This window comes from [Flexibacter] sp. ATCC 35103 (genome assembly GCF_001975985.1).
Lineage (GTDB): Bacteria > Bacteroidota > Bacteroidia > Flavobacteriales > Flavobacteriaceae > Flavobacterium.
This window is the reverse complement of sequence record NZ_MTQF01000001.1, coordinates 412,117-433,818: the sequence shown is the minus strand read 5'-3', so window position 1 is coordinate 433,818 and position 21,702 is coordinate 412,117. Positions and strand designations below refer to the sequence as shown.

Sequence of the window (21,702 nt, the reverse complement as noted above, 5' to 3'; positions counted from 1 at the left end):
AAAAATGTGAGATGTAAATTTATTTAATTCACATCTCACATTTTACAAAAATCATTTTACCTGAAACTATATTTTCTCTTTCAAAGCTACGGCATCAATATCGCTGTGAGAAACGTCATAAATTGCTTTTCCGTTTCTGATTAGGATAAGTTGTGGAGATTCGTGATATACATTAAACCTGCTTGCAATTTCGTTAGAGATATCTCTGTGCGCAATCAGATCTAAAAAATAAGCATCAACACTTTCATTTAAATCGTATTCACGCTCAAATTGTTTCAAAGCCATACGGCTAATACTGCATCTTGTGCTGTGTTTAAAAATTACAACCGGCTTTTCATTTGAGATTGCTGTAACTTCTAATAATTGTGCTACATCGGTCAATTCTGTCCAATTTACATTACTTTTTGGGGTATCTGTATTATCTGAATTTCCGAAGATTGAATTAAAAAAACTCATATTTGACTTGTTTTATGACTTTTTGGCGTTTAAAAATGATGAAAATCACTTTTTTAGCGTCATTTTGTCTGTATTTTTAGTGTGGAATATAATTTGACTGATCGTTAGCAAAGTTATAATATTTAAAGTTAAAATTTAATCCAATAAATTGTAATTTTAATGATATCGAACTTTATAGTCAAAAATCAAACCTAAATCGTATACATATGAACATAAATAAATTTACAATTAAGTCGCAGGAAGCCATTCAGCTATCACAGCAATTGGCGCAACGCAACGGGCAGCAGCAAATAGAAAACGAACACATTTTTAAAGCTATTTTTGAAGTAGACGAAAATGTAGCACCGTTTATTTTAAAAAAACTAAATGTAAATGTTCCGTTGTTTTTACAAATATTAGACAGTACTATTCAAAGCTTTCCAAAAGTTTCCGGAGGAGATATTTTACTTTCCAGAGATGCCAATAAAGCATTGAATGAAGCTGAGATTATTGCTCAAAAAATGAACGATGAATATGTTTCTATCGAACATTTAATTTTAGCAATTTTCGATTCAAAAAGTAAAGTTTCACAGATTTTAAAAGATCAGGGAGTTACAGGAAAAGGCTTAAAAGCAGCCATTGAAGAACTTCGTAAAGGAGAAAGAGTAACATCGGCTTCAGCTGAAGAAACGTATAATTCATTAAATAAATACGCTAAAAACCTAAACGAATTAGCGCGTGACGGAAAACTTGATCCGGTAATTGGCCGTGACGAAGAAATACGTCGTGTTTTGCAGATTTTGACGCGCAGAACAAAAAATAACCCAATGTTAGTGGGAGAGCCCGGAGTTGGTAAAACTGCTATTGCAGAAGGTTTGGCACACAGAATTGTTGATGGTGATGTGCCGGAAAACTTAAAAGATAAAATTGTTTTCTCACTGGATATGGGAGCCCTTATTGCCGGTGCTAAATTTAAAGGAGAATTTGAAGAACGTTTAAAAGCGGTTGTAAAAGAAGTTACAGCTGCAGAAGGTGATATTGTTTTATTTATCGACGAGATTCATACACTTGTAGGTGCAGGTGGAGGAGAAGGTGCAATGGATGCAGCCAATATACTGAAACCAGCTTTGGCTCGCGGTGAGTTAAGAGCCATTGGAGCAACGACTTTAGATGAATATCAAAAATATTTTGAAAAAGATAAAGCCTTGGAGCGTCGTTTTCAAAAGGTTTTGATTGATGAACCGGATACTGAAAGTGCAATTTCTATTTTACGCGGAATCAAGGAAAAATATGAAACGCATCATAAAGTTCAGATAAAAGATGAGGCAATTATTGCCGCAGTAGAACTTTCGCAACGCTATATTACAAACCGTTTTCTACCGGATAAAGCGATCGATTTGATGGATGAGGCAGCTTCAAAACTGCGTATGGAAATCAATTCAAAACCAGAAGAATTAGATGTTCTGGATCGAAAAATCATGCAGCTTGAAATTGAGATTGAAGCCATTAAACGTGAAAAAGAAGAAAGTAAACTGAAAATCCTGCACATGGATTTGGCGAATCTTAAAGAAGAACGCAATGAAATTTATGCAAAATGGAAATCAGAAAAAGATGTTGTTGACGGAATTCAGACTGTAAAACAAGAAATTGAAGATTTTAAATACGAAGCAGAGCGTGCAGAGCGTGATGGAGACTACGGAAAAGTAGCCGAAATTCGTTACGGAAAAATAAAAGAAGCGCAAGAACGTCTTGATGTTTTATTAAAACAGTTGCAGGAATATCAATCAGGAAATTCTTTGATCAAAGAAGAAGTGACGCGAGAAGATATTGCAGAAGTCGTAGCAAAATGGACCGGAATCCCGGTAATGAAAATGCTTCAGACAGAACGTGAAAAACTATTGCATTTAGAAGACGAATTGCACAAGCGTGTTGTAGGTCAGGAAGAAGCGATAGAAGCTGTAAGTGATGCTGTTCGCAGAAGCCGTGCCGGTTTACAGGACATGAAAAAACCAGTTGGTACCTTCTTGTTTTTAGGAACAACCGGAGTTGGTAAAACCGAATTGGCAAAAGCTTTGGCCGAATATCTTTTTGATGACGAAAATGCCATGACGCGTATCGATATGAGTGAGTATCAGGAACGTCACAGTGTGAGCCGTTTAGTAGGTGCGCCTCCGGGATATGTTGGTTATGACGAAGGTGGCCAATTGACGGAAGCAGTACGTAGAAAACCATATTCTGTGATTTTGCTGGACGAGATCGAAAAAGCACATCCGGATACTTTTAATATTTTATTGCAGGTTCTTGATGAAGGCCGATTAACAGATAACAAAGGACGTCTGGCAGATTTTAAAAATACAATTATCATCATGACATCCAACATGGGAAGTCAGATCATACAAGATAAATTTGAAAACCTGAAAGGAAGTATTGAATCAGCTACAGAATCAGCAAAAGTTGAAGTTTTGGGATTGTTGAAGCAAACTGTTCGTCCGGAATTTATAAACCGTATAGACGAAATTGTAATGTTTACACCTTTAACAGTAGAAAACATTTCAAGAATTGTGAGTTTACAGCTTAAGAGTGTTACAAAAATGCTTGCTTTACAAGGTATTGTAATGGATGCAACTCCGGAAGCGATTAAATATTTATCTGATAAAGGTTACGATCCGCAGTTTGGTGCAAGACCGGTAAAACGCGTCGTACAAAGAGAAGTACTGAATCAATTGTCTAAAGAAATTTTGGCAGGAAATATTACAACAGACAGCATCATTTTAATAGATGCCTTTGATGGTCAATTGGTATTTAGAAACCAAACCCATATTGAAAAATAATTATTTTTTTGGTTTTTATTTTTTTGAGACAAACACCAGCTGAAAGGCTGGTGTTTTTTTTATGTCATTTTTATGATTACCTCATTTGCAATACTGCTTTTATGTAAGAATTGATATATATTTGAAGTACTAACAATTAAAACAATTATATGAAAAGAAACCAACAAACTCTTTTAATCTTATTTATTACCTATATTTCATTTATAACAAATACTTATGCACAGCAAACTGTTGTAGTTTCAGGAGGAAATGCTACCGGAGCCGGAGGTTCATCCAGTTATTCTATTGGGCAGACGGTTTATACCAGTTTAACGGGAGCTAGTGAATATATATTGCAAGGTATACAACAACCTTATGAGATCGCTACGTTAGGTAATGATGAATTTACTGGAATCAATCTTGTAATGTCTGCATATCCAAACCCAACGACTGATATACTGAATTTAGTAGTTGTAAATGACAAATTAAATGATTTATCGTATAATTTATTTGACATAAATGGAAAAATAATCTCCGGAAATTCAAAAATAACCAGTTCTGAAACAAGCATATCCATGCAAAAATTGAATCAGGGAATTTATTTTCTGACAATAAATGATCGTAACAAAACAATAAAAACTTTTAAAATCATTAAAAAATAATATCAAAATAGCAGAAACATATGAAAAAAATTACTCTAGTATTATCATTCTTATTAAGTTCATTTACAATTTTATTAGCACAGGCTCCACAAAAAATGAGTTACCAATCTGTTATTCGTAAAACAGATGGAACATTGGTTGCGAACATTTTAGTAAATATAAAAACAAGTATTTTATTAGGATCAGCAAGTGGCACAGCAAGTTATGTAGAAACCCAAACAGCAACAACAAACAATAACGGATTAGCTACCATAGAAATAGGTGGAGGAACACCTGTTACCGGAACTTTTGCAGGGATAGGTTGGGGTGCAGGATCACACTTTATCAAAACTGAAATTGACCCAACTGGAGGAACTAATTACACAATTAGTGGTACAAGCCAGCTTTTAAGTGTTCCTTATGCTTTATATTCCGGAAGCAGCCAAAATCAAGGAAAAACAAGTATCGTAATAACCGGAGATATTACAGATCAGCAGGCAGCAGCACAAATAGCAGCTGAGTTGGGACCTTACACAGAAAATATTTATGTAAATGGAACAACAAATTTGACAACGTTAGATTTAAGTGTAGTAAAGAAACTTATAAATTTGGAAATCGTTGATAATATAAATTTAGCAAATATAAATCTAAATAATCTTACTGAAGTTTATGATGGTTTAAGCGTTTCAGGGAATAAAAAAGTAAGTTCGATTACATTTCCTTTATTAAAAACAATAAATGGATATGACTTGAATATTTTTGGTAATCCAATTTTAGTTTCTGCTTCTTTCCCTTTGTTGGCTAAAACAAAAGACATTTATTTTAGTAATAATCCTATTCTTAGTTCTATTGATTTACCATCATTATCTTCTACTTATAATAGCAGTCCAAGTTTAAATTTTACCAGGAATGCACTTCCAAGTTCACAGGTTAATTTGATTTTAAGCAAAATGTTAAATGTTACTTTCAATTCAGCTGGTATTAATCTGCAGAATCAAAATCCTCCAGCTCCTCCTACAGGACAAGGTATTATAGATAAGACAACTTTAATAAACAGAGGTTATAGTGTTACTACTGATTAAATTATTATTCCTTTTAATAATTATTAAACAAAAAAGCATCAGTTAAACAACTGATGCTTTTTTGTTAGAAATTTCAAATCCGTAAATCATGAAACTTTTTTTAAAAGTCATATAAAAAGATTTTAAGATTAAGTTATCAACTTTACATGAGTGTGTTTACACAATAATCAATTGAATAATAACTTAAAAACAAAGACATTATGAATAATATTTTTAGAGGATTACTGGCAGGTTACGGAGCAAAAAAACTAGGTGGAGGATGTTTTGGTACCATCTTCGTTTTTATTATTATTTGGGTACTTTTAGGACAATGCAGTTAAGCTTTGTTGAGTAAAAAGAAGCTTATTCTAAAATAGAACAATCTATTCAGTATGTTTTATTTTAACAAAAATAAAAATACAATTAGGATAAAATTGTAAGGATAGATTTGATCAAAAAGTATTAGTTTAGCAAAAATAAATCATAAAACACCTTAATTTTATTTGATACACATTATCAATTAATTACGTTGTTTCTTCAAAAAAAAGCAAGAATAATGGCATCAGGTTTTTTCGTTCTATTAGATGATATCGCAGCAATTATGGATGATGTTGCAGTAATGAGTAAAATTGCAGCAAAAAAAACAGCTGGAATTTTAGGCGATGATTTGGCTGTAAATGCTGAAAAAGCTTCAGGATTTGCTTCATCGAGAGAACTTCCTGTATTATGGGCAATCAGTAAAGGTTCGCTCCTTAATAAAATAATTATTTTACCAATAGCCTTTTTATTAAGTGCATTTTTACCAGTTGCAATCATTGTAATCCTTGTACTTGGAGGATTATTTTTGGCCTATGAAGGAGCCGAAAAAATCTATGAATTTGTATTTCCACACAGCCACGAAGAATCTGCAGGAATAACAGCAGAAAATTTAACAGAAGAAGAAATTCTAGAAGCCGAAAAAGGAAAAGTAAAATCAGCCATAGTAACCGATTTTATTTTATCTGTAGAAATCGTAATTATTGCTCTAGGTACCGTAATTGATGAACCACTTATACAACAGATTATTGTAACTTCGATAATTGCATTAATTGCAACTATTGGTGTTTACGGTATTGTTGCACTTATTGTTAGAATGGATGAAGCAGGTTATAAACTTATTAAATTTAGCAAAAAGGAAAAAAGTCTGTCAAAATTTATAGGGAATATATTAGTGAAAGCCCTTCCTATAGTAATTAAAAGTTTAACGGTGATTGGTACAATAGCATTAATTTTGGTTGCAGGTGGAATCTTTGTGCATTATATCCCATTTTTTCATCATCTATCACCTAAAATTAATATACCTGTAATAATAAAAGAATTTGTAGTAGGTATTGTGTTAGGATTTGCGGTTTTAGCTATTGTAAACCTAATCAAAAAAATATTTAAAAAGAAAGAAATAGCATAAACTGTTCTCACATACAAATATCAAAAAACACTAGTCGAAAGGCTAGTGTTTTTTTTTGTGAAAACCAATTCCTTATTTAAAGATCAATTGTTCCGATCGTAATAATTGCCAAACCTATACACTGGATTTAATTTTTTATAAGAAATAACTGTTGATGTTTAATTTTTATTATGATAATAAGTTTTTGATTCATAGTTGTTTAGCTATTTAACTGAATTATTTAACATTTTCCCAAAGCAACCAAAGCAACTCATCAACATCTTCATAGTAATTAACAATTAATTATTATTTTATATGAAAAATTTTAAATTTAAATCAGTTTTTGTAGTATTATTTTTATCAATAGTATTGATTTCATGCAGCAATGATGATGATAAATTTACACCTGAGCCCACTACAAAAATTGCATTTGTAACAGAAGTAAAAGGTCCCGCAACCGGAAAAGTCAATGAAGAATTGAGTTATGATGTAACCTTTATTGTAGATAATGCTTGTGGTGAATTTAATAGAATTACAGAGGCAACAATTGGAACAGATAAAGGTTTACAGGTAGAAGCAAAGTACCCATCAGAAGTTTGTACACAACAAGTTCCGGATCCTAAGAAAACAGTTTATAAGTTTAAATCAACTACAAAAGGAACTTTCGAAATCAAATTCAAAAAGTCAGATAAGGAATTCGTAACTACAAAAGTGGTTATTGAATAATTAGGTTATTTATAGATAAATTTTAGGTTAGAAACCATTTTGCAAAGAATTAATTTTTTAAATTGATGCAGAATGGTTTTTTAAATTGTATGATTTTGTAAGATAAAATATGGTTATTTAAAAAGCAAATTATTCAAAAATAAACACATGTAAAAATATTTTCTTACATTTGTCTTTAATTCAAAACACAATGGAAAAAACAATAATCATAAAACCAAATACTAAAACAGTTTCTGTTTTAAAAAAATTGGTTGATTTAAAAGAAGAACATCGTAAAGAGATTATATTAAAATTAGGAAAAAAATAGAATATAAACTTTATGTATCAATATATTTTAGAAGAGGGTCGTGACCCTCTTTTTTATTTTACCACAAAATACAGTTTAAAGTATTTTGTCAGTTTTCGAAAGATGAACTTTGATAATGATTTTTTTGAAAATTTATATTCTGTCGATTTTGGCGAAACTAATAATCAAAAGTTTTTTAATGATCCTGAAATAGAAGTTACGATTACGGCAATTATAAATGATTATCTTCTTACAAATCCCAATCTCATTTTATATTATGTCTGCGATAGCGTCGATTTTAAGCAAGACTTTAGAAAAAAGTTATTTGATAAGTGGTATATAAAAACTCAAAAAAATGAATTCTCTAAAGTTAATTTTCTATATCAAATTCCAGAAGAAAACGTGAATTATCACTTAGGATTTATTTTTAAAACAGATTATTATAAACTTCAGGAAGTTATTGAAAAAGTAAATTTACAATTAGAAGAATTTACCAACTTAAAATAATTTTGATTTAAAACTTTTCTAAATCAGATTTTCAGAAATCCTTTTAAAAATTACTATTTTTGCACTCTAAAATTTATGTCATGCCGAAAAGAAAATATAAAATTGCCGTTATACAGTTAAATCTAAATGACGTTGCCGAAAATAATCTTAAAAAATGTATCAGCTGGGTAAAAGATGCTGCTAATAAAGGTGCAGAAGTTATCTTATTACCTGAATTATATAGCAGTCATTATTTTTGCCAAAGCGAAGATGTAGACAATTTTGCATTAGCAGAACCACTTTACAGTACTTCGTTTATTGCTTTTAGCGAATTAGCAAAAGAATTAGGAGTTGTAATTATTGTTCCTTTCTTCGAAAAAAGAATGGCTGGAATTTACCACAATAGTGCTTATATTATTGATACCGACGGAACAGAAGCTGGTTTATACCGTAAAATGCACATTCCGGATGATCCACATTTCTATGAGAAATTCTATTTTACTCCAGGTGATTTAGGTTTTCAGGCGATTGAAACTAAAAAAGGAAAAATTGGAACCCTTATTTGTTGGGATCAATGGTATCCGGAAGCTGCTCGTATAACAGCTTTAAAAGGAGCCGAAGTATTGTTTTACCCAACTGCAATAGGATGGCATCCAAAAGAAAAAGAACAATATGGAGAAAACCAGTATGGAGCTTGGATGAACGTTATGAAAGGTCATGCTGTTGCAAACGGAGTTTTTGTTGCTGCTGCAAACAGAATTGGTTTAGAAAAATATATCGAAGGAACAGAAGGAATTCAGTTTTGGGGAGCATCATTTATTGCTGGGCCACAAGGCGAGATCTTAGCTCAGGCTTCTCACGATCAGGAAGAAATACTAATTGCTGAAGTTGATTTGGATCTGCAGGAAAATGTACGTCAGAACTGGCCATTTTTCAGAGACAGAAGAATCGATGCTTTTGGTGATATTACAAAAAGAGCGATTGACTAATTAAGTCAATTTATAAATAGAAAAAGGACGAAATTTATATTTCGTCCTTTTTTATTTTCTTTAAAACAAAAAAAAATCCGCTTCAGAATATTCCGAAGCGGATTTTTAAAAATATATAATTAGATTATTTTACTTTGAAAGTAACTCTTCTTACGATTTGACGAGCTTCTTTAGAATTTTTATTCACAGAAGTATCTTCACCGTTAGCAATTACATTCAATCTTGAAGCATCGATTCCAGCATTTTCTGCTACTTTTTTCACAGATTCAGCTCTTTTTCTAGATAATTCAGTATTGTAATCTGAACTTCCAATTTCGTCAGAATATCCAATGATATCTGCAGATTTTCCTGGGTTGTTTTTCAAGTATTTCACTAAGAAGTCAACACCAGATAATGAAGCATTTGTTGGTTTAGAAGAGTTAAAGTCAAAATAAACATTAACATAACCTCCGTTAATCAACTCTTCAACAGTATTGTTTGTTGCAGTTTGACTTCCTTGTTTAACATAAGTTTTGTCTAAGTAGCTTTCTAATTCATCCGGAACACCATTTTGATTGGTATCAATAGATTGTCCTTTAGTATTTACAGCAACTCCTGAAACAGTATTAGGTTCTAAGTCATACAAATCAGCAACACCATCTTTATCAGTATCAATAAGACCAGTTTCGATTGTTGTAACTCTGTCTTCTAATTTGTTTAATCTTTCGTTTTCTTCAGAATACCAGTCAGCATGTTTCTCGTTTTTACCTAAGTAGAAAGTCAAACCAACAGAAGCGTTTAGTAAAACACCATCAAATGAACCAGTTGAAGTAAGACCTCGCCCATCAAAGTTATGGTTTTGTCTTCCGTTAACAATACCTGTAAGATCTCCGGTTAAAGCAATTCTGTTGCTTAATCTAACTTGTCCTGTTAAACCCATGATTCCATGACCCATGTAATCTTTTCCGTCAAAACCTTTATCAGAACTTAATTGAGAAACACCAAAACCACCGTGTGCTAATAAACCAAATGTATTTGTCCAGGTCTCAAAGTTTAAAGCTCTACCAAGGTTAATAACCCCTTGTACACTTGCTCTATAATATTTACTTTCGAAATCAGGTGTGTTATCACGTTCCTGAAATTGATCATAACCAACATCAAATTTTAAACCAAATTTTGGGTTAAACATATATCTTACACCTAAATCTGCGTGAAACGGACTTACAGTTTCAGTAGAGTAACCAGATGTCATTGTTCTTGTTGGTTTATTTAAACCACCATTCAATTCGATCGACCATCTGTTATAACCCGGTTTTTCAATAGATGGTTGAGTTGACGTTGTTGCCATATTTTGTGCATTTGCAGCAAATGCTAATAGTAAGAGCGATACTGAAGCTAATTTCTTTTTCATGATATCCAAATTTTAATTTAATTGTGATTATTAAGAGTTTTTCTTTTTAAACTCTGGACAAAATTATACTACGAGTTTTAGAATGTGTTCTATTCGCTCTTACATAATTCCCACCTTTTGGGTTTTATTTATGTAAATACGTTAAAAGAATCGAAATATTAGAGCAAAAAAAAGAGCTAAATTTATTTTTTAGCTCTTTTTGAAAATTGTAAATATTAGGTTTATTTTAAATCCGGCTGGTAAATTTTTATAGTTCCATCTCCCTCACTACTAACTACTAACAAACTTCTTTTAGTTGGACTTTTAGACGCCGGAATAAATAATATTCCTTCCGGAGCGTCTCCGGTTTTTACCGTTTGTAAATATTGAGGCGAAGCAGGATTTGTAATATCATAAGTCATGAAAGAATCTGATCTTTCTAGTCCAACAAACAGAATATTCTGACTTCCCATCTTAACTGCAACTACAGCTTCAGGTTCTGAACCTTTATCATCGCTGCGTTTATCATCATAAGTTCCTAATTCATTTGTTTTTTTATCGGCATCATTTTTACTATCGTAAACAATTTTTCCAGTATTTCCGTTCCAGATCGAAAAAGAACGTGCTCCAAAAGCTACCATTTCATCAAGATCACCATCGCCGTCAGTATCACCCATATCAGCAATAAGATTTAATCTGCCTAAGTTGGTTTCTAATTTTAAAGTTGCAGCATCAGGAAAAACAGTTGCATCAAGTTTCATGTCTTTCATCCTTTTAATATCTGAATACGCTGCGTATTCTCTCGAATCACCTTCATTTGCGGTAACAAAGTACGGCGTATTATTTGCAGAAAAATGGCTAATACCATCAGGCATAAACATTCCCTTTACTTTCCATGGATTAAAAGCTACTTTATCATCTTTATCAGAAACATCAATTGCATTCTCAGCAGTATTAAAATCTTTAAAACCTAAAGGATAAATAGCTGTAATTGTTTTAGAAGTTAAATCTACTTTTGCAACACCATTATTTTCCTGCAATGTTACCCAAGCAGTTTTAGAATCATCTGAAATAGTCACATATTCAGGCTCGATATCCTGAGCAAAACTTTTGGCAAATTTTGAAATTCTGAAACCATCCTTTTGCAAAGCTACTGCCTGACTGCTAAAAGAACTAAAATCTAAAGTAGTAACAGCATAATTATTTGCTACTTCAATAATAGAAATTGTTCCGTTTGGATCTTGTGTGTAATCTGTATTTGGTTCTCCTTCGTTCGCCGTCATAATATATTTTCCGTCAGGCGAAAAAGTAACCATATCAGGTAATGCACCAACAGTAACTTGCTTGATTAAACTATAATCTGTAGTATTAAAGATGGCTACTTTTCCGTTTCCTTGTTTGTTTACGGTTGATTCCAGGGCAACTGCCAGTTTTCCATCAAAAACAGAAACGCTGTTTGAAGCTCCTTCATATGGAGTTAAATCTATTTTGCCAATTTTGGTTGGTTTTGTTGGATCAGATAAATCAATAACATCGATCTGATTAGTTCCGCTATTATTTACTGTAAAAAGTTTTTTTGTTTTTTCGTCATAAGCCGTTATTTCTGCTGCACCTTCGCCTCCAATAGTTACAGAACCAATTTCTTTAAAAGTTCCCGGATTTTCATTTACAACAACTTCAGGTTCCTGACTGTTTGAGTTTTCATCATTATTACAACTTACCATAATAGATAAAGTTGCTAATAATAAGATAGGTAGTTTTTTCATTTTGTGTTTTTTTTTAGTTTTTCCAAAAGTAATTAGCATAGTCCCGTCGTATATTAAGGCTGTATTATTTAATCTTTAACTTAAATTTTATCAGATATTTAATCTAAATAGAATATGATTTCAATTGTAGTATTTTATAATCCTTTTGAATGATTATCTTTGTACACTTTCAAATTTAGAACCTCTTTATGTCAACAAATAATAGAAGATTTCCAGCAGAATGGGAGAAACAACAAGGAATTGTATTGTGTTTTCCGCACAATGGTAACGACTGGCCAGGAAAATACGAAGCTGTTCAATGGGCTTTTGTAGAATTTATTAAAAAAGTAGCCACTTTTGAAACTGTTTTTTTGGTCGTAGCCGATGAAAAACTAAAAGAAAAAGTAACAGAAATGCTAGAAAGAGCACGCGTTAATATTGCGAATGTATATTTCATCATTCATAAAACCAACAGAAGCTGGATGCGTGATTCAGGGCCAATTATTGTAAAAAATGGTTCGAAAAGAGAAGCATTAAATTTCAATTTTAATGGTTGGGCAAAATATAAAAATTATCAATTAGATAAATTTGTTCCGGGTAAAATAGCGGATTTTATTGATGTTCCCTTAACACAGGTAATGTATAAAGGGAAACCGGTAATTGTAGAAGGAGGAGCAATTGATGTAAACGGAAGAGGTACTTTATTAACCTCTGAAGAATGTTTGATGCATCCAACAATTCAGGTTAGAAATAAAAATTTTACCAAAGAAGATTACGAAGCAGTTTTCAAGGAATATCTTGGAGTTACCAATGTAATTTGGCTTGGAGATGGAATAGAAGGAGATGATACTCACGGTCACATCGATGATTTATGCCGATTTGTAAATGAAGATACTATTGTAACAATTGTTGAAACAGATAAAAATGATGCGAATTACAAACCGTTACAAGACAATCTGAAACGTTTGCAAAATGCAAAATTAGAAGACGGAAAATCGCCAACAATTGTAGCATTGCCAATGCCAAAACGAGTAGATTTTGAAACTTTAAGATTGCCGGCGAGTTATGCTAACTTCTTGATATTGAATAATTGTGTTTTGGTTCCTACTTTTAATGATAGCAATGATCGTGTTGCTTTGAATATATTAGCAGAATGTTTTCCGGACAGAGAAGTAATCGGAATAAGCTGTATCGATTTTATCTGGGGATTTGGAACTTTACACTGTTTGAGTCAACAGATTCCTGCTTAATATTGGCCACAGATTACACAGATAGCCTCCAGTTTTAAATAGAGAAAAATAAGTCATCATTAGGGCTTTAGTCAAAATTTATATTTGGCTAAAGCCTTTTTTATTGACATATATTTAACATGCAGACTGCCGGGTGTCCAGAGCAACATTCTTATATTCGTATATTCAATAATGCAGAAATGCAGATTTAATTTTATATGAATAAAATATTTTTTACCCTCTCCATGCTTTCCGCAGGATTTCTTTTCTCACAGTCCCATTCACAAAAAAAAACGGAACTTACATTTGCGACCTATAATGTAAGTATGGAATCTGAAAATTATTCTCCAAGAGGTACAAAGGGAAATTCGGAACAGATATTGATCCATGAGCTTAATTCAGGAAATAATGCTCAAATCAAAAATATCGCCCAGATTATTCAGACCGTAAGGCCTGACGTTATTCTGCTAAACGAGTTTGACTACATTAAAAATCCTAAACTAGGTGTAAAGGCGTTTGTCAAAAATTATTTAAAAGTGGCTCAAGGCGGAGCAAAAGCAATTGATTATCCTTATTACTATTACTCAACCGTGAATACCGGTCAGCCAAGTCCTTACGATTTGAACAATGACGGAAAGTTGGAAAATTTCGGAAGTGATGCCTGGGGATTTGGTATGTATCCCGGTCAATATGCGATGGTACTTTTGTCAAAATATCCTATTGATGTTAAGGCAGTTCGTACTTTTCAAAATTTTAAATGGAAAGATATGCCGGAACCACTGCTTACTAAAAAGGCGGATGGATCAGATTGGTATAGCAAGGAGGCATGGGCGCAATTTCCATTATCTTCTAAATCTCACTGGGACGTTCCTGTTCAGGTTGGAGAGAAAACAGTTCATATTTTAGCCAGCCATCCAACTCCTCCTTCTTTTGATGGTGATGAAGATCGTAATGGAAAAAGAAATCATGATGAAATTAGGTTCTGGAAGGACTACATTTCAGACAATTCCGCTTCGTATATTTATGATGACAAAGGTGTAAAAGGCGGGTTAGCTGCAAATTCTCAATTTGTTATTATGGGAGATCAAAATGCTTCGCCGGTTGAAGGAAACGCTATCAAAGAAGGTATACAGTCATTACTTACCAGTCCAAAAGTTAATAGTGATTTTACACCTGCTAGTAAAGGTGGTGCTGAATATACTCCTGAAAATCCTTTCGGAATTAATCATACTGCTTTTTGGAGAATGCGTGCTGATTATGTATTGCCTTCCAAACTTGGTTTTAAATTTATTAACAGTGGCGTGTTCTGGCCTGCCAAAGGCGAACCAATGTCAGAATTGGTTGAAAAACGGGAATCAAGTTCGGATCATCGTTTGGTTTGGGTAAAGGTGGTTTTGGAGTAACTCCGCAACAGAAATCCAATCTTTGTAGAGCTTCTCTTGATGATTTCTCCTTACGTCGAATAACATAAAATGAGAAAAGAACTTTGTGCCTTGGCGAATTTTCAGGATTTAAAAACATTATATATAGAATGTGAAAAAAAATCATTTTAATTCTTTTAATCTGTGGCAATAAAACATAAAAAAACCTTGGTGAGAACCAAGGTTTTGTGTTTTTATATCTCTTCAGATACTTTATCTGCTCTTCATGGTCTGATAAATGGAGGTAAAAGCTGACTGGCAACTTCTCCAAATCCAAGTCGTACTTCAGCATTTTCGCAAAAGCCTCTAATAATTACAGTATCATTATCTTCGATGAATTTACGTTCAGTGCCATCATTTAATTTCAAAGGATTTTTTCCTCCCCAAGTCAATTCCAACATCGAACCAAAACTATCCGGAGTAGGACCAGAAATGGTTCCTGAACCCATCATATCACCAGAATTTACACGACAACCATTAGAAGTATGATGTGCTAATTGCTGGCTCATTGACCAATATAAATATTTAAAGTTTGATTTTGAAACCACAGTTTCTTCAGCATCTTCTGGTTTAATAGAAACTTCAAGATGAATATCAAACGCTTTTTTCCCTTTGGTTTGTAAATAAGGTAACGGAGACGGATCTTGTTTAGGACCTTTAGTTCTAAACGGTTCAAGGGCATCCATAGTTACAATCCACGGAGAAATTGATGTTGCAAAGTTTTTCGCTAAGAATGGTCCTAGTGGCACATATTCCCATTTCTGGATATCGCGAGCGCTCCAGTCATTCAATAATACCATTCCAAAAATATAATCTTCAGCTTCATAAGTTGGGATGTTTTCTCCCATTATATTCACATCGGTTGTGATAAAAGCTGTTTCCAATTCAAAATCTACCAAACGGGACGGACCAAAAACAGGATATTTTTCTCCTGCCGGTAAAGTTTGTCCCATTGGTCTGTGAACCGGAATTCCGGACGGAACAATAGTAGAACTTCTTCCATGATATCCTACAGGTATATGCAGCCAGTTTGGCAATAAAGCATTTTCAGGATCGCGGAACATTTTTCCAACGTTTGTAGCGTGCTCTTTACTCGAGTAAAAGTCAGTGTAATCACCAATTAAAACAGGCAATTGCATCTCTACATCGTCAATTTTAAAAATAACAATATCTCGATCTTTTGTTGAATCTCTTAGTTGTGGGTTGGTTTCGTCGAAAATATCGGCAATGCGATTTCGAACTAAACGCCATGTTTTTTTTCCATCAGAAATAAAATCATTAAGCGTGTCCTGCATGAACATATCATCGGTTAGATCTATTCCTGCAAAATAGTTTAATTGTTGTAGAGCCCCTAAATCTATAGCGTAATCGCCAATTCGTGTTCCTACTGTAACGACATTTTCTTTGGTAAGAAATACACCGAAAGGAATATTTTGAATAGGGAAGTCGCTATTTTCTGGCACTTCTAACCATGATTTTCTTTTGGTATCGTTAGCGGTTATTGGCATGTGAATGTTAATTATTTGTTGAAAAATTGTATGTCAAATATATCATAATCTAGCAGTTTGACAAACGTTTTTTTGTATTTTTGCAGGAAATTAACGAAAAACGAAAAAATGCAACGCGACGAACAAATTTTTGACCTTATACTAGAGGAACAAGACAGACAAATTCACGGATTAGAACTTATCGCTTCAGAGAATTTTGTAAGTGATGAGGTAATGGAAGCAGCTGGGTCTGTTTTAACTAACAAATATGCAGAAGGATATCCTGGCAAAAGATACTACGGCGGTTGCGAAGTAGTTGACGTTATTGAGCAAATTGCGATCGACAGAGCTAAAGAATTGTTTGGTGCTGAATATGCAAACGTACAGCCACACTCAGGATCTCAGGCAAACACAGCAGTTTACCATGCATGTTTAAATCCTGGTGATACAATCTTAGGTTTCGATTTGTCTCACGGTGGTCACTTGACTCACGGTTCTCCGGTAAACTTTTCAGGTCGTTTATACAAACCTGTTTTTTACGGTGTAGATGCTGAAACTGGTCGTTTAGACTATGATAAAATTCAGGAAATTGCAACAAAAGAGCAACCAAAATTAATTATCGCAGGAGCATCAGCTTATTCTCGTGATATGGATTTTGCACGTTTCAGAGAAATTGCTGATAGTGTTGGAGCTATTTTATTTGCTGATATTTCTCACCCTGCAGGTCTTATTGCAAAAGGATTGATGAATGATCCAATTCCTCATTGTCATATTGTTTCTACAACAACACACAAAACTTTACGTGGACCACGCGGAGGTTTGATCTTAATGGGGAAAGATTTTGAAAACCCACAAGGATTGAAAACTCCAAAAGGAGAAATCAGAATGATGTCATCTTTATTAGATCTTGCTGTTTTCCCAGGAAATCAAGGTGGACCATTAATGCACATTATCGCTGCTAAAGCTGTTGCTTTTGGTGAAGCATTAAAAGATGAATTCTTTACTTATGCAATGCAATTGCAAAAAAACGCAAATGCTATGGCAGATGCTTTTGTAAAAAGAGGATACAAAATTATTTCTGGAGGAACTGATAACCACATGATGCTTATTGACTTAAGAAATAAAAACATTTCGGGTAAAGAAGCTGAAAACGCATTAGTAAAAGCAGAAATCACTGTAAATAAAAATATGGTTCCATTTGATGATAAATCACCATTTGTAACTTCAGGAATTCGTGTAGGAACAGCTGCAATCACAACTCGTGGTTTAGTTGAAGAAGACATGGAAACTATCGTAGCACTTATCGATAAAGTATTAGCTGATCATACAAATGAAGCAGTTATCGAAGAAGTAGCAAACGAAGTAAACGAAATGATGAGCGAAAGACCAATTTTCGTATATTAAAGAGTTTCAGGTTTAAAGTTTCAAGTTTAAAGTTTTGTGGCACGTAAAAAATACGTAGAAACAAAACTTTAAACTTTTTTCGTTCCTAAAAGAACGTGAAACCTGAAACTTGAAACATAATAAACAAAAACAAAAAGATCATGGGCGTACTAAGATTACAATTACCAACAGATCCAAGATGGGTAAATATTGTAGAAAAAAATATTGAAGAAATCTTGACAGATCACGCTTGGTGTGAGCAAAAAGCAGCAACAAACGCAATAACAATTATTACGAATAACTCAGAACATCAGGATTTGGTCAAAGATTTATTGGCTTTAGCCAAAGAAGAAATCGATCATTTTGAGCAAGTTCATAATATCATTATCAAAAGAGGATTAAAACTAGGACGCGAACGCAAAGACGATTATGTAAACGAATTGTATTTATATATGAAGAAAAGCGGCGACGGAAGCCGGGTTTCAGGTCTTGTAGAAAGATTATTATTTTCTGCCATGATCGAAGCCAGAAGCTGCGAGCGTTTTAAAGTTTTATCTGAAAATATTCAGGACGAAGAATTAGCTGTTTTCTATAGAGATTTGATGGAAAGTGAAGCCGGACATTACACCACTTTTATTACATACGCCAGAAAATACGGAGTAGGAATCGACGTAGAAAAACGCTGGAGAGAATGGCTTGCATTCGAAGAATCAATTATCACTAATTACGGAAAAGGCGAAACGATTCACGGGTAAGTTTTTTCTAGTCTCAGTTTTCAGTCTCAGTTTTCGGTCTGTGCTTGTCACGTTGAGCGAAAATGCAATAAAATTAAAAAGTTTTCAGTCTAGTTTGCGTTTGTCACGTTGAGCGAAGTCGAAACACGCTCCAATAAAAACATTTCAATAAAAAAAATCCGTTTTAATCCGCGTTTTCGCTTTAGCGAATCCGCGTCATCCGCGTTCAAAAATTAACACAAAGTTTGGCAATCTAAAATCTAATATCTGAATTCTAAAATTCCTATATTTGAGAGTAACGAAAATTTAAAGCCATGAGAATAGAAACTGATTTGAAATTAGGATTTAAAGATGTAATGATTCGTCCAAAAAGATCTACATTAAAAAGCAGATCAGAAGTTTCGCTTGAGCGGAATTTTAAATTTTTGCATTCTACTACAATCTGGACAGGAATTCCGATTATGGCAGCCAATATGGATACCGTTGGTACTTTTGAGATGGCTCAGGTTTTAGCAAAAGAGAAACTTTTTACAGCCATTCACAAACATTATTCGTTAGCAGAATGGAATGATTTTCTAAAAAATGTTACACCGGATTTTTACGATTATATTGCGATAAGCACCGGAACAGGAAAAGAAGATTTTGCGAAAATTGGTGAAGTGATAACAGCAAATCCGTTACTTAAATTTATTTGTATCGATGTTGCAAACGGCTATTCAGAGCATTTTGTTCAGTTTTTAAAACAAACCCGAAAGCAATATCCTGATAAAGTTATTATTGCCGGAAATGTAGTTACGGGTGAGATGGTCGAAGAATTATTACTTGCCGGAGCCGATATTGTAAAAGTGGGTATTGGTCCGGGGTCAGTTTGTACCACTCGCGTAAAAACAGGTGTAGGATATCCGCAACTTTCGGCTATTATCGAATGTGCAGATGCTGCGCACGGTTTGGGCGGACATATTATAAGCGATGGCGGATGTAAAACTCCCGGAGATGTAGCGAAAGCTTTTGGCGCAGGCTCAGATTTTGTCATGTTGGGCGGAATGCTAGCAGGACATACTGAAAGCGGAGGAGAGCTGATTGAAATAAACGGCGAAAAATTCAAACAATTTTACGGAATGAGTTCTACAACTGCAATGGATAAATATGTTGGAGGAGTTGCAGAATACAGAGCCAGCGAGGGCAAAACAGTTCAGGTGCCTTTTAAAGGTCAGGCTATCAATACGGTTTTGGACATTTTAGGCGGTTTACGAAGTACTTGTACTTATGTAGGTGCTTCAAAATTAAAAGAATTAACAAAACGAACGACTTTTATCCGCGTAAGCGAACAGGAAAATCAAATTTTTACTAAGTAATAAAAGCATTTTAAATAGAATTATGATTACGATTACAGCAGCAACAATAAACGATATTAAGCAAATTCAGAATATAGTAAATATTACTTGGCCCATTACTTACGGCGAAATTCTATCAAAAGAACAATTGGATTATATGTTGGGGCTTTTTTATTCTACTGAAGCATTAAACGAACAGTATAATAAAAAAATACAATTATTTTATATGATTGATGAAGATGAAACTAATATAGGTTTTATCGGAATTGAACATAATTATAATAGAGAAGCAGTAACGAAAATTCATAAAATCTATCTTTTACCGGAAACACAAGGAAAAGGAATTGGTAAAAAAGTTATTGACGAAATTGGGAAATTAGCTTTAGAAAATAATTCAAAAGCATTATTGTTAAATGTAAACCGATTCAACTCCGCTTTAGGTTTCTATAAAAAGATAGGTTTTGAAGTTGCTGAAGAGGTAAATATCGAAATTGGAAACGGTTATTTGATGGAAGATTTTGTGATGGAGAAGAAATTTTAAAAGTAACTTTGAATAAAAATAAATTATGGAAGATATAAGGTGGGAACAAAGATTTTCAAATTTTAATAAAGCAATATCAAAGTTAGAGGAATCTGTAAATTATATAAAACATAAGTATTTAAATGAGGAAGAGGAATTACATACTGAAGATTTAGAGCATGTAGTTGAAGAATTAATAAAGGAGGGATTGATTCAGAGATTTGAATATACTCATGAATTAGCTTGGAATGTTATGAAAGACTATGCTTTTTTTCAAGGTAATTCAACAGTTGGAGGATCGAGAGATGCAACCAGGGAAGCTTTTAATTTGCAATTAATTGAAAATGCTGATATATGGATGGATATGATTCAAAGTCGTAATAGAACTTCTCATACTTATAATGAGGAAATTGCAAATGAAATATTTAGCAAAATAATTAATGACTATTTTCAATTATTTTTAAATTTTCAAGCAACTATGGAAGAAAAAAGAAGTGGCGAACAAACTAATCTAATGTTATGAGTTTTGGACTTTCTTCGATTTACATAAATAAAATTAATTCAGTATTTGATCAATATTCTAATATAGATGAAGTTATAATTTTTGGCTCCAGAGCTAAAGGTAATTACAGGGATAATTCTGATATAGATTTGGTCATAAAAGGACAAGCTCTCAATTTATCCATTTTGCAAGAGATTGAAAATAAATTAGAAGAATTATATATACCTAATTTTATTGACTTGATAATCTTTGATAAAATTGATAATCCTGAATTAATAGATCACATAAATAGAATTGGTAAACAATTTTATAGAAAAGGAAATGTTTATTAAAACTTATCTAATACAAACTTTTAGATAGATAATGTTTTTCTTAGCTTACCACAATATCATGCTTAAACAACAAACCTTTTACTTCTTTTAAAGCAAAAACAGCTTTCTTTAGTTTCGTTTTTGAGGGATCAATCGTATAATTATAACTTGTTTTAAAATCGGCTTTATTGGCGATGGCTTTATCAAACTCTGAACGATATAAGTCGCAATTATCAAAAAGCACACTTGTAAGATCTGTTGCCATAAAATCTACGGCAATTAAACTACAATTAGTAAATGTGGTTCCTTTTATTTTTAAAGTATAAAACTTAGAAAAATCAAGAATGCAATCATAAAAATGAATTTCAAAAATAAGTTTGTCGCACATTGCAAAATTAACTTCTTTGATTTCACAACGATTAAAAGTAGCAGTTCTAAAAGCTACGTAATTGATTTTTGCTTCATTAAAAATACAATCATTAAAAATGCAATCAATAAATGTAACGGCTAAAAAAGTACAGGCAGAAAAATTACAATTATTAAAAATGCAACATTCAAAATCCTTGAAATTGGCATCATCTCTACCATAAATAATGGTATCGTATTCTTTATCAAGGAAATATTCAGATTCTTTTTTCAAGGTAATTATTAAGGATTATTTTAAGGTCCAAAAGATAATAATTACAAGGTATTAATTGAGCAGTAAATTGTATTATTTTTTAAGTTCAGCAGTATTGATTTTTCTAAGAATAGGAAGGTTTTTTTGCTATTTGTATAAGTTATGATACTTTCTTTATGTTTTGTTTTTGT

General features: G+C 32.9%; 20 protein-coding genes. 15 read left to right on the top strand and 5 right to left on the bottom strand.

Translation table 11 applies throughout. From position 1 onward, the window contains the following. Positions 1–66: 66 nt before the first annotated feature. Positions 67–456: a bacillithiol system redox-active protein YtxJ gene (gene ytxJ, locus BXU01_RS01780; protein WP_083691430.1), complete on the bottom strand. Its 390-nt coding sequence runs from the start codon at positions 454–456 to the stop codon at positions 67–69. Positions 457–662: 206 nt separating this feature from the next. Between ytxJ and clpB the strand changes: the two genes are divergently transcribed. The 7 genes from clpB to BXU01_RS01745 all read left to right on the top strand — a co-directional run bounded on the left by clpB (position 663) and on the right by BXU01_RS01745 (position 8,857). Continuing rightward, a complete protein-coding gene (gene clpB / locus BXU01_RS01775) occupies positions 663–3,266 on the top strand; it encodes an ATP-dependent chaperone ClpB (RefSeq protein WP_083691429.1) in 2,604 nt (867 codons plus the stop codon). Between the two features lie 149 nt (positions 3,267–3,415). After that, positions 3,416–3,907, top strand: coding sequence for a T9SS type A sorting domain-containing protein (locus BXU01_RS01770; protein ID WP_083691428.1), 492 nt, complete (start codon positions 3,416–3,418; stop codon positions 3,905–3,907). Positions 3,908–3,927: 20 nt separating this feature from the next. Continuing rightward, positions 3,928–4,968, top strand: coding sequence for a hypothetical protein (locus tag BXU01_RS01765; protein ID WP_083691427.1), 1,041 nt, complete (start codon positions 3,928–3,930; stop codon positions 4,966–4,968). A 535-nt stretch (positions 4,969–5,503) separates the two neighbouring features. Continuing rightward, positions 5,504–6,391, top strand: a complete 888-nt coding sequence (locus tag BXU01_RS01760; RefSeq protein WP_083691861.1) for a DUF808 domain-containing protein — start codon at positions 5,504–5,506, stop codon at positions 6,389–6,391. 294 nt (positions 6,392–6,685) lie between these two features. Then, positions 6,686–7,096 (top strand): hypothetical protein, encoded by a 411-nt coding sequence (locus BXU01_RS01755; protein ID WP_083691426.1) that lies wholly within the window; start codon positions 6,686–6,688, stop codon positions 7,094–7,096. Between the two features lie 409 nt (positions 7,097–7,505). Continuing rightward, positions 7,506–7,889, top strand: coding sequence for a DUF6169 family protein (locus BXU01_RS01750; RefSeq protein WP_083691425.1), 384 nt, complete (start codon positions 7,506–7,508; stop codon positions 7,887–7,889). Positions 7,890–7,969: 80 nt separating this feature from the next. Then, complete coding sequence (locus BXU01_RS01745) at positions 7,970–8,857, top strand: carbon-nitrogen hydrolase (RefSeq protein ID WP_056251458.1); 888 nt, start codon at positions 7,970–7,972, stop codon at positions 8,855–8,857. A 124-nt stretch (positions 8,858–8,981) separates the two neighbouring features. On the opposite strand, the gene BXU01_RS01740 is transcribed toward BXU01_RS01745, so the two are convergent. Further along, the gene (locus BXU01_RS01740; RefSeq protein ID WP_055097897.1) at positions 8,982–10,247 is read right to left on the bottom strand and encodes an OmpA family protein; all 1,266 of its coding nucleotides are present in this window, start codon (positions 10,245–10,247) and stop codon (positions 8,982–8,984) included. A 221-nt stretch (positions 10,248–10,468) separates the two neighbouring features. Next, the gene (locus BXU01_RS01735) at positions 10,469–11,992 is read right to left on the bottom strand and encodes a choice-of-anchor I family protein (protein WP_083691860.1); all 1,524 of its coding nucleotides are present in this window, start codon (positions 11,990–11,992) and stop codon (positions 10,469–10,471) included. Between the two features lie 188 nt (positions 11,993–12,180). Between BXU01_RS01735 and BXU01_RS01730 the strand changes: the two genes are divergently transcribed. Continuing rightward, complete coding sequence (locus BXU01_RS01730; protein ID WP_083691424.1) at positions 12,181–13,221, top strand: agmatine/peptidylarginine deiminase; 1,041 nt, start codon at positions 12,181–12,183, stop codon at positions 13,219–13,221. 197 nt (positions 13,222–13,418) lie between these two features. Further along, positions 13,419–14,603 carry an endonuclease/exonuclease/phosphatase family protein gene (locus BXU01_RS01725; protein ID WP_083691423.1) on the top strand — a complete coding sequence of 395 codons (1,185 nt, stop codon included), beginning with the start codon at positions 13,419–13,421 and terminating at the stop codon, positions 14,601–14,603. A 242-nt stretch (positions 14,604–14,845) separates the two neighbouring features. Here the strand turns inward: BXU01_RS01725 and fahA are convergent, their stop codons facing one another. Further along, positions 14,846–16,129 (bottom strand): fumarylacetoacetase, encoded by a 1,284-nt coding sequence (gene fahA, locus BXU01_RS01720; protein WP_083691422.1) that lies wholly within the window; start codon positions 16,127–16,129, stop codon positions 14,846–14,848. 108 nt (positions 16,130–16,237) lie between these two features. On the opposite strand from fahA, the gene glyA reads away from it, so the two are divergent. The 6 genes from glyA to BXU01_RS01690 all read left to right on the top strand — a co-directional run bounded on the left by glyA (position 16,238) and on the right by BXU01_RS01690 (position 20,913). After that, positions 16,238–17,512 carry a serine hydroxymethyltransferase gene (glyA, locus tag BXU01_RS01715; RefSeq protein WP_041518753.1) on the top strand — a complete coding sequence of 425 codons (1,275 nt, stop codon included), beginning with the start codon at positions 16,238–16,240 and terminating at the stop codon, positions 17,510–17,512. A gap of 140 nt (positions 17,513–17,652) precedes the next feature. Continuing rightward, entirely contained in the window at positions 17,653–18,246 is a 594-nt protein-coding gene (locus tag BXU01_RS01710; protein ID WP_059117297.1) for a tRNA-(ms[2]io[6]A)-hydroxylase, read from the top strand. 293 nt (positions 18,247–18,539) lie between these two features. Further along, on the top strand, positions 18,540–19,580 hold the full coding sequence (locus BXU01_RS01705; RefSeq protein ID WP_083691421.1) for a GMP reductase: 1,041 nt from the start codon (positions 18,540–18,542) through the stop codon (positions 19,578–19,580). Between the two features lie 22 nt (positions 19,581–19,602). Then, positions 19,603–20,100 (top strand): GNAT family N-acetyltransferase, encoded by a 498-nt coding sequence (locus BXU01_RS01700; RefSeq protein WP_083691420.1) that lies wholly within the window; start codon positions 19,603–19,605, stop codon positions 20,098–20,100. A gap of 25 nt (positions 20,101–20,125) precedes the next feature. Further along, positions 20,126–20,602, top strand: coding sequence for a nucleotidyltransferase substrate binding protein (locus BXU01_RS01695; RefSeq protein WP_083691419.1), 477 nt, complete (start codon positions 20,126–20,128; stop codon positions 20,600–20,602). Then, on the top strand, positions 20,599–20,913 hold the full coding sequence (locus BXU01_RS01690) for a nucleotidyltransferase domain-containing protein (RefSeq protein ID WP_083691418.1): 315 nt from the start codon (positions 20,599–20,601) through the stop codon (positions 20,911–20,913). The genes BXU01_RS01695 and BXU01_RS01690 overlap by 4 nt, the downstream gene beginning before the upstream one ends. A 40-nt stretch (positions 20,914–20,953) precedes the next feature. On the opposite strand, the gene BXU01_RS01685 is transcribed toward BXU01_RS01690, so the two are convergent. Beyond that, on the bottom strand, positions 20,954–21,532 hold the full coding sequence (locus tag BXU01_RS01685) for a pentapeptide repeat-containing protein (RefSeq protein ID WP_083691417.1): 579 nt from the start codon (positions 21,530–21,532) through the stop codon (positions 20,954–20,956). Positions 21,533–21,702 lie beyond the last annotated feature (170 nt).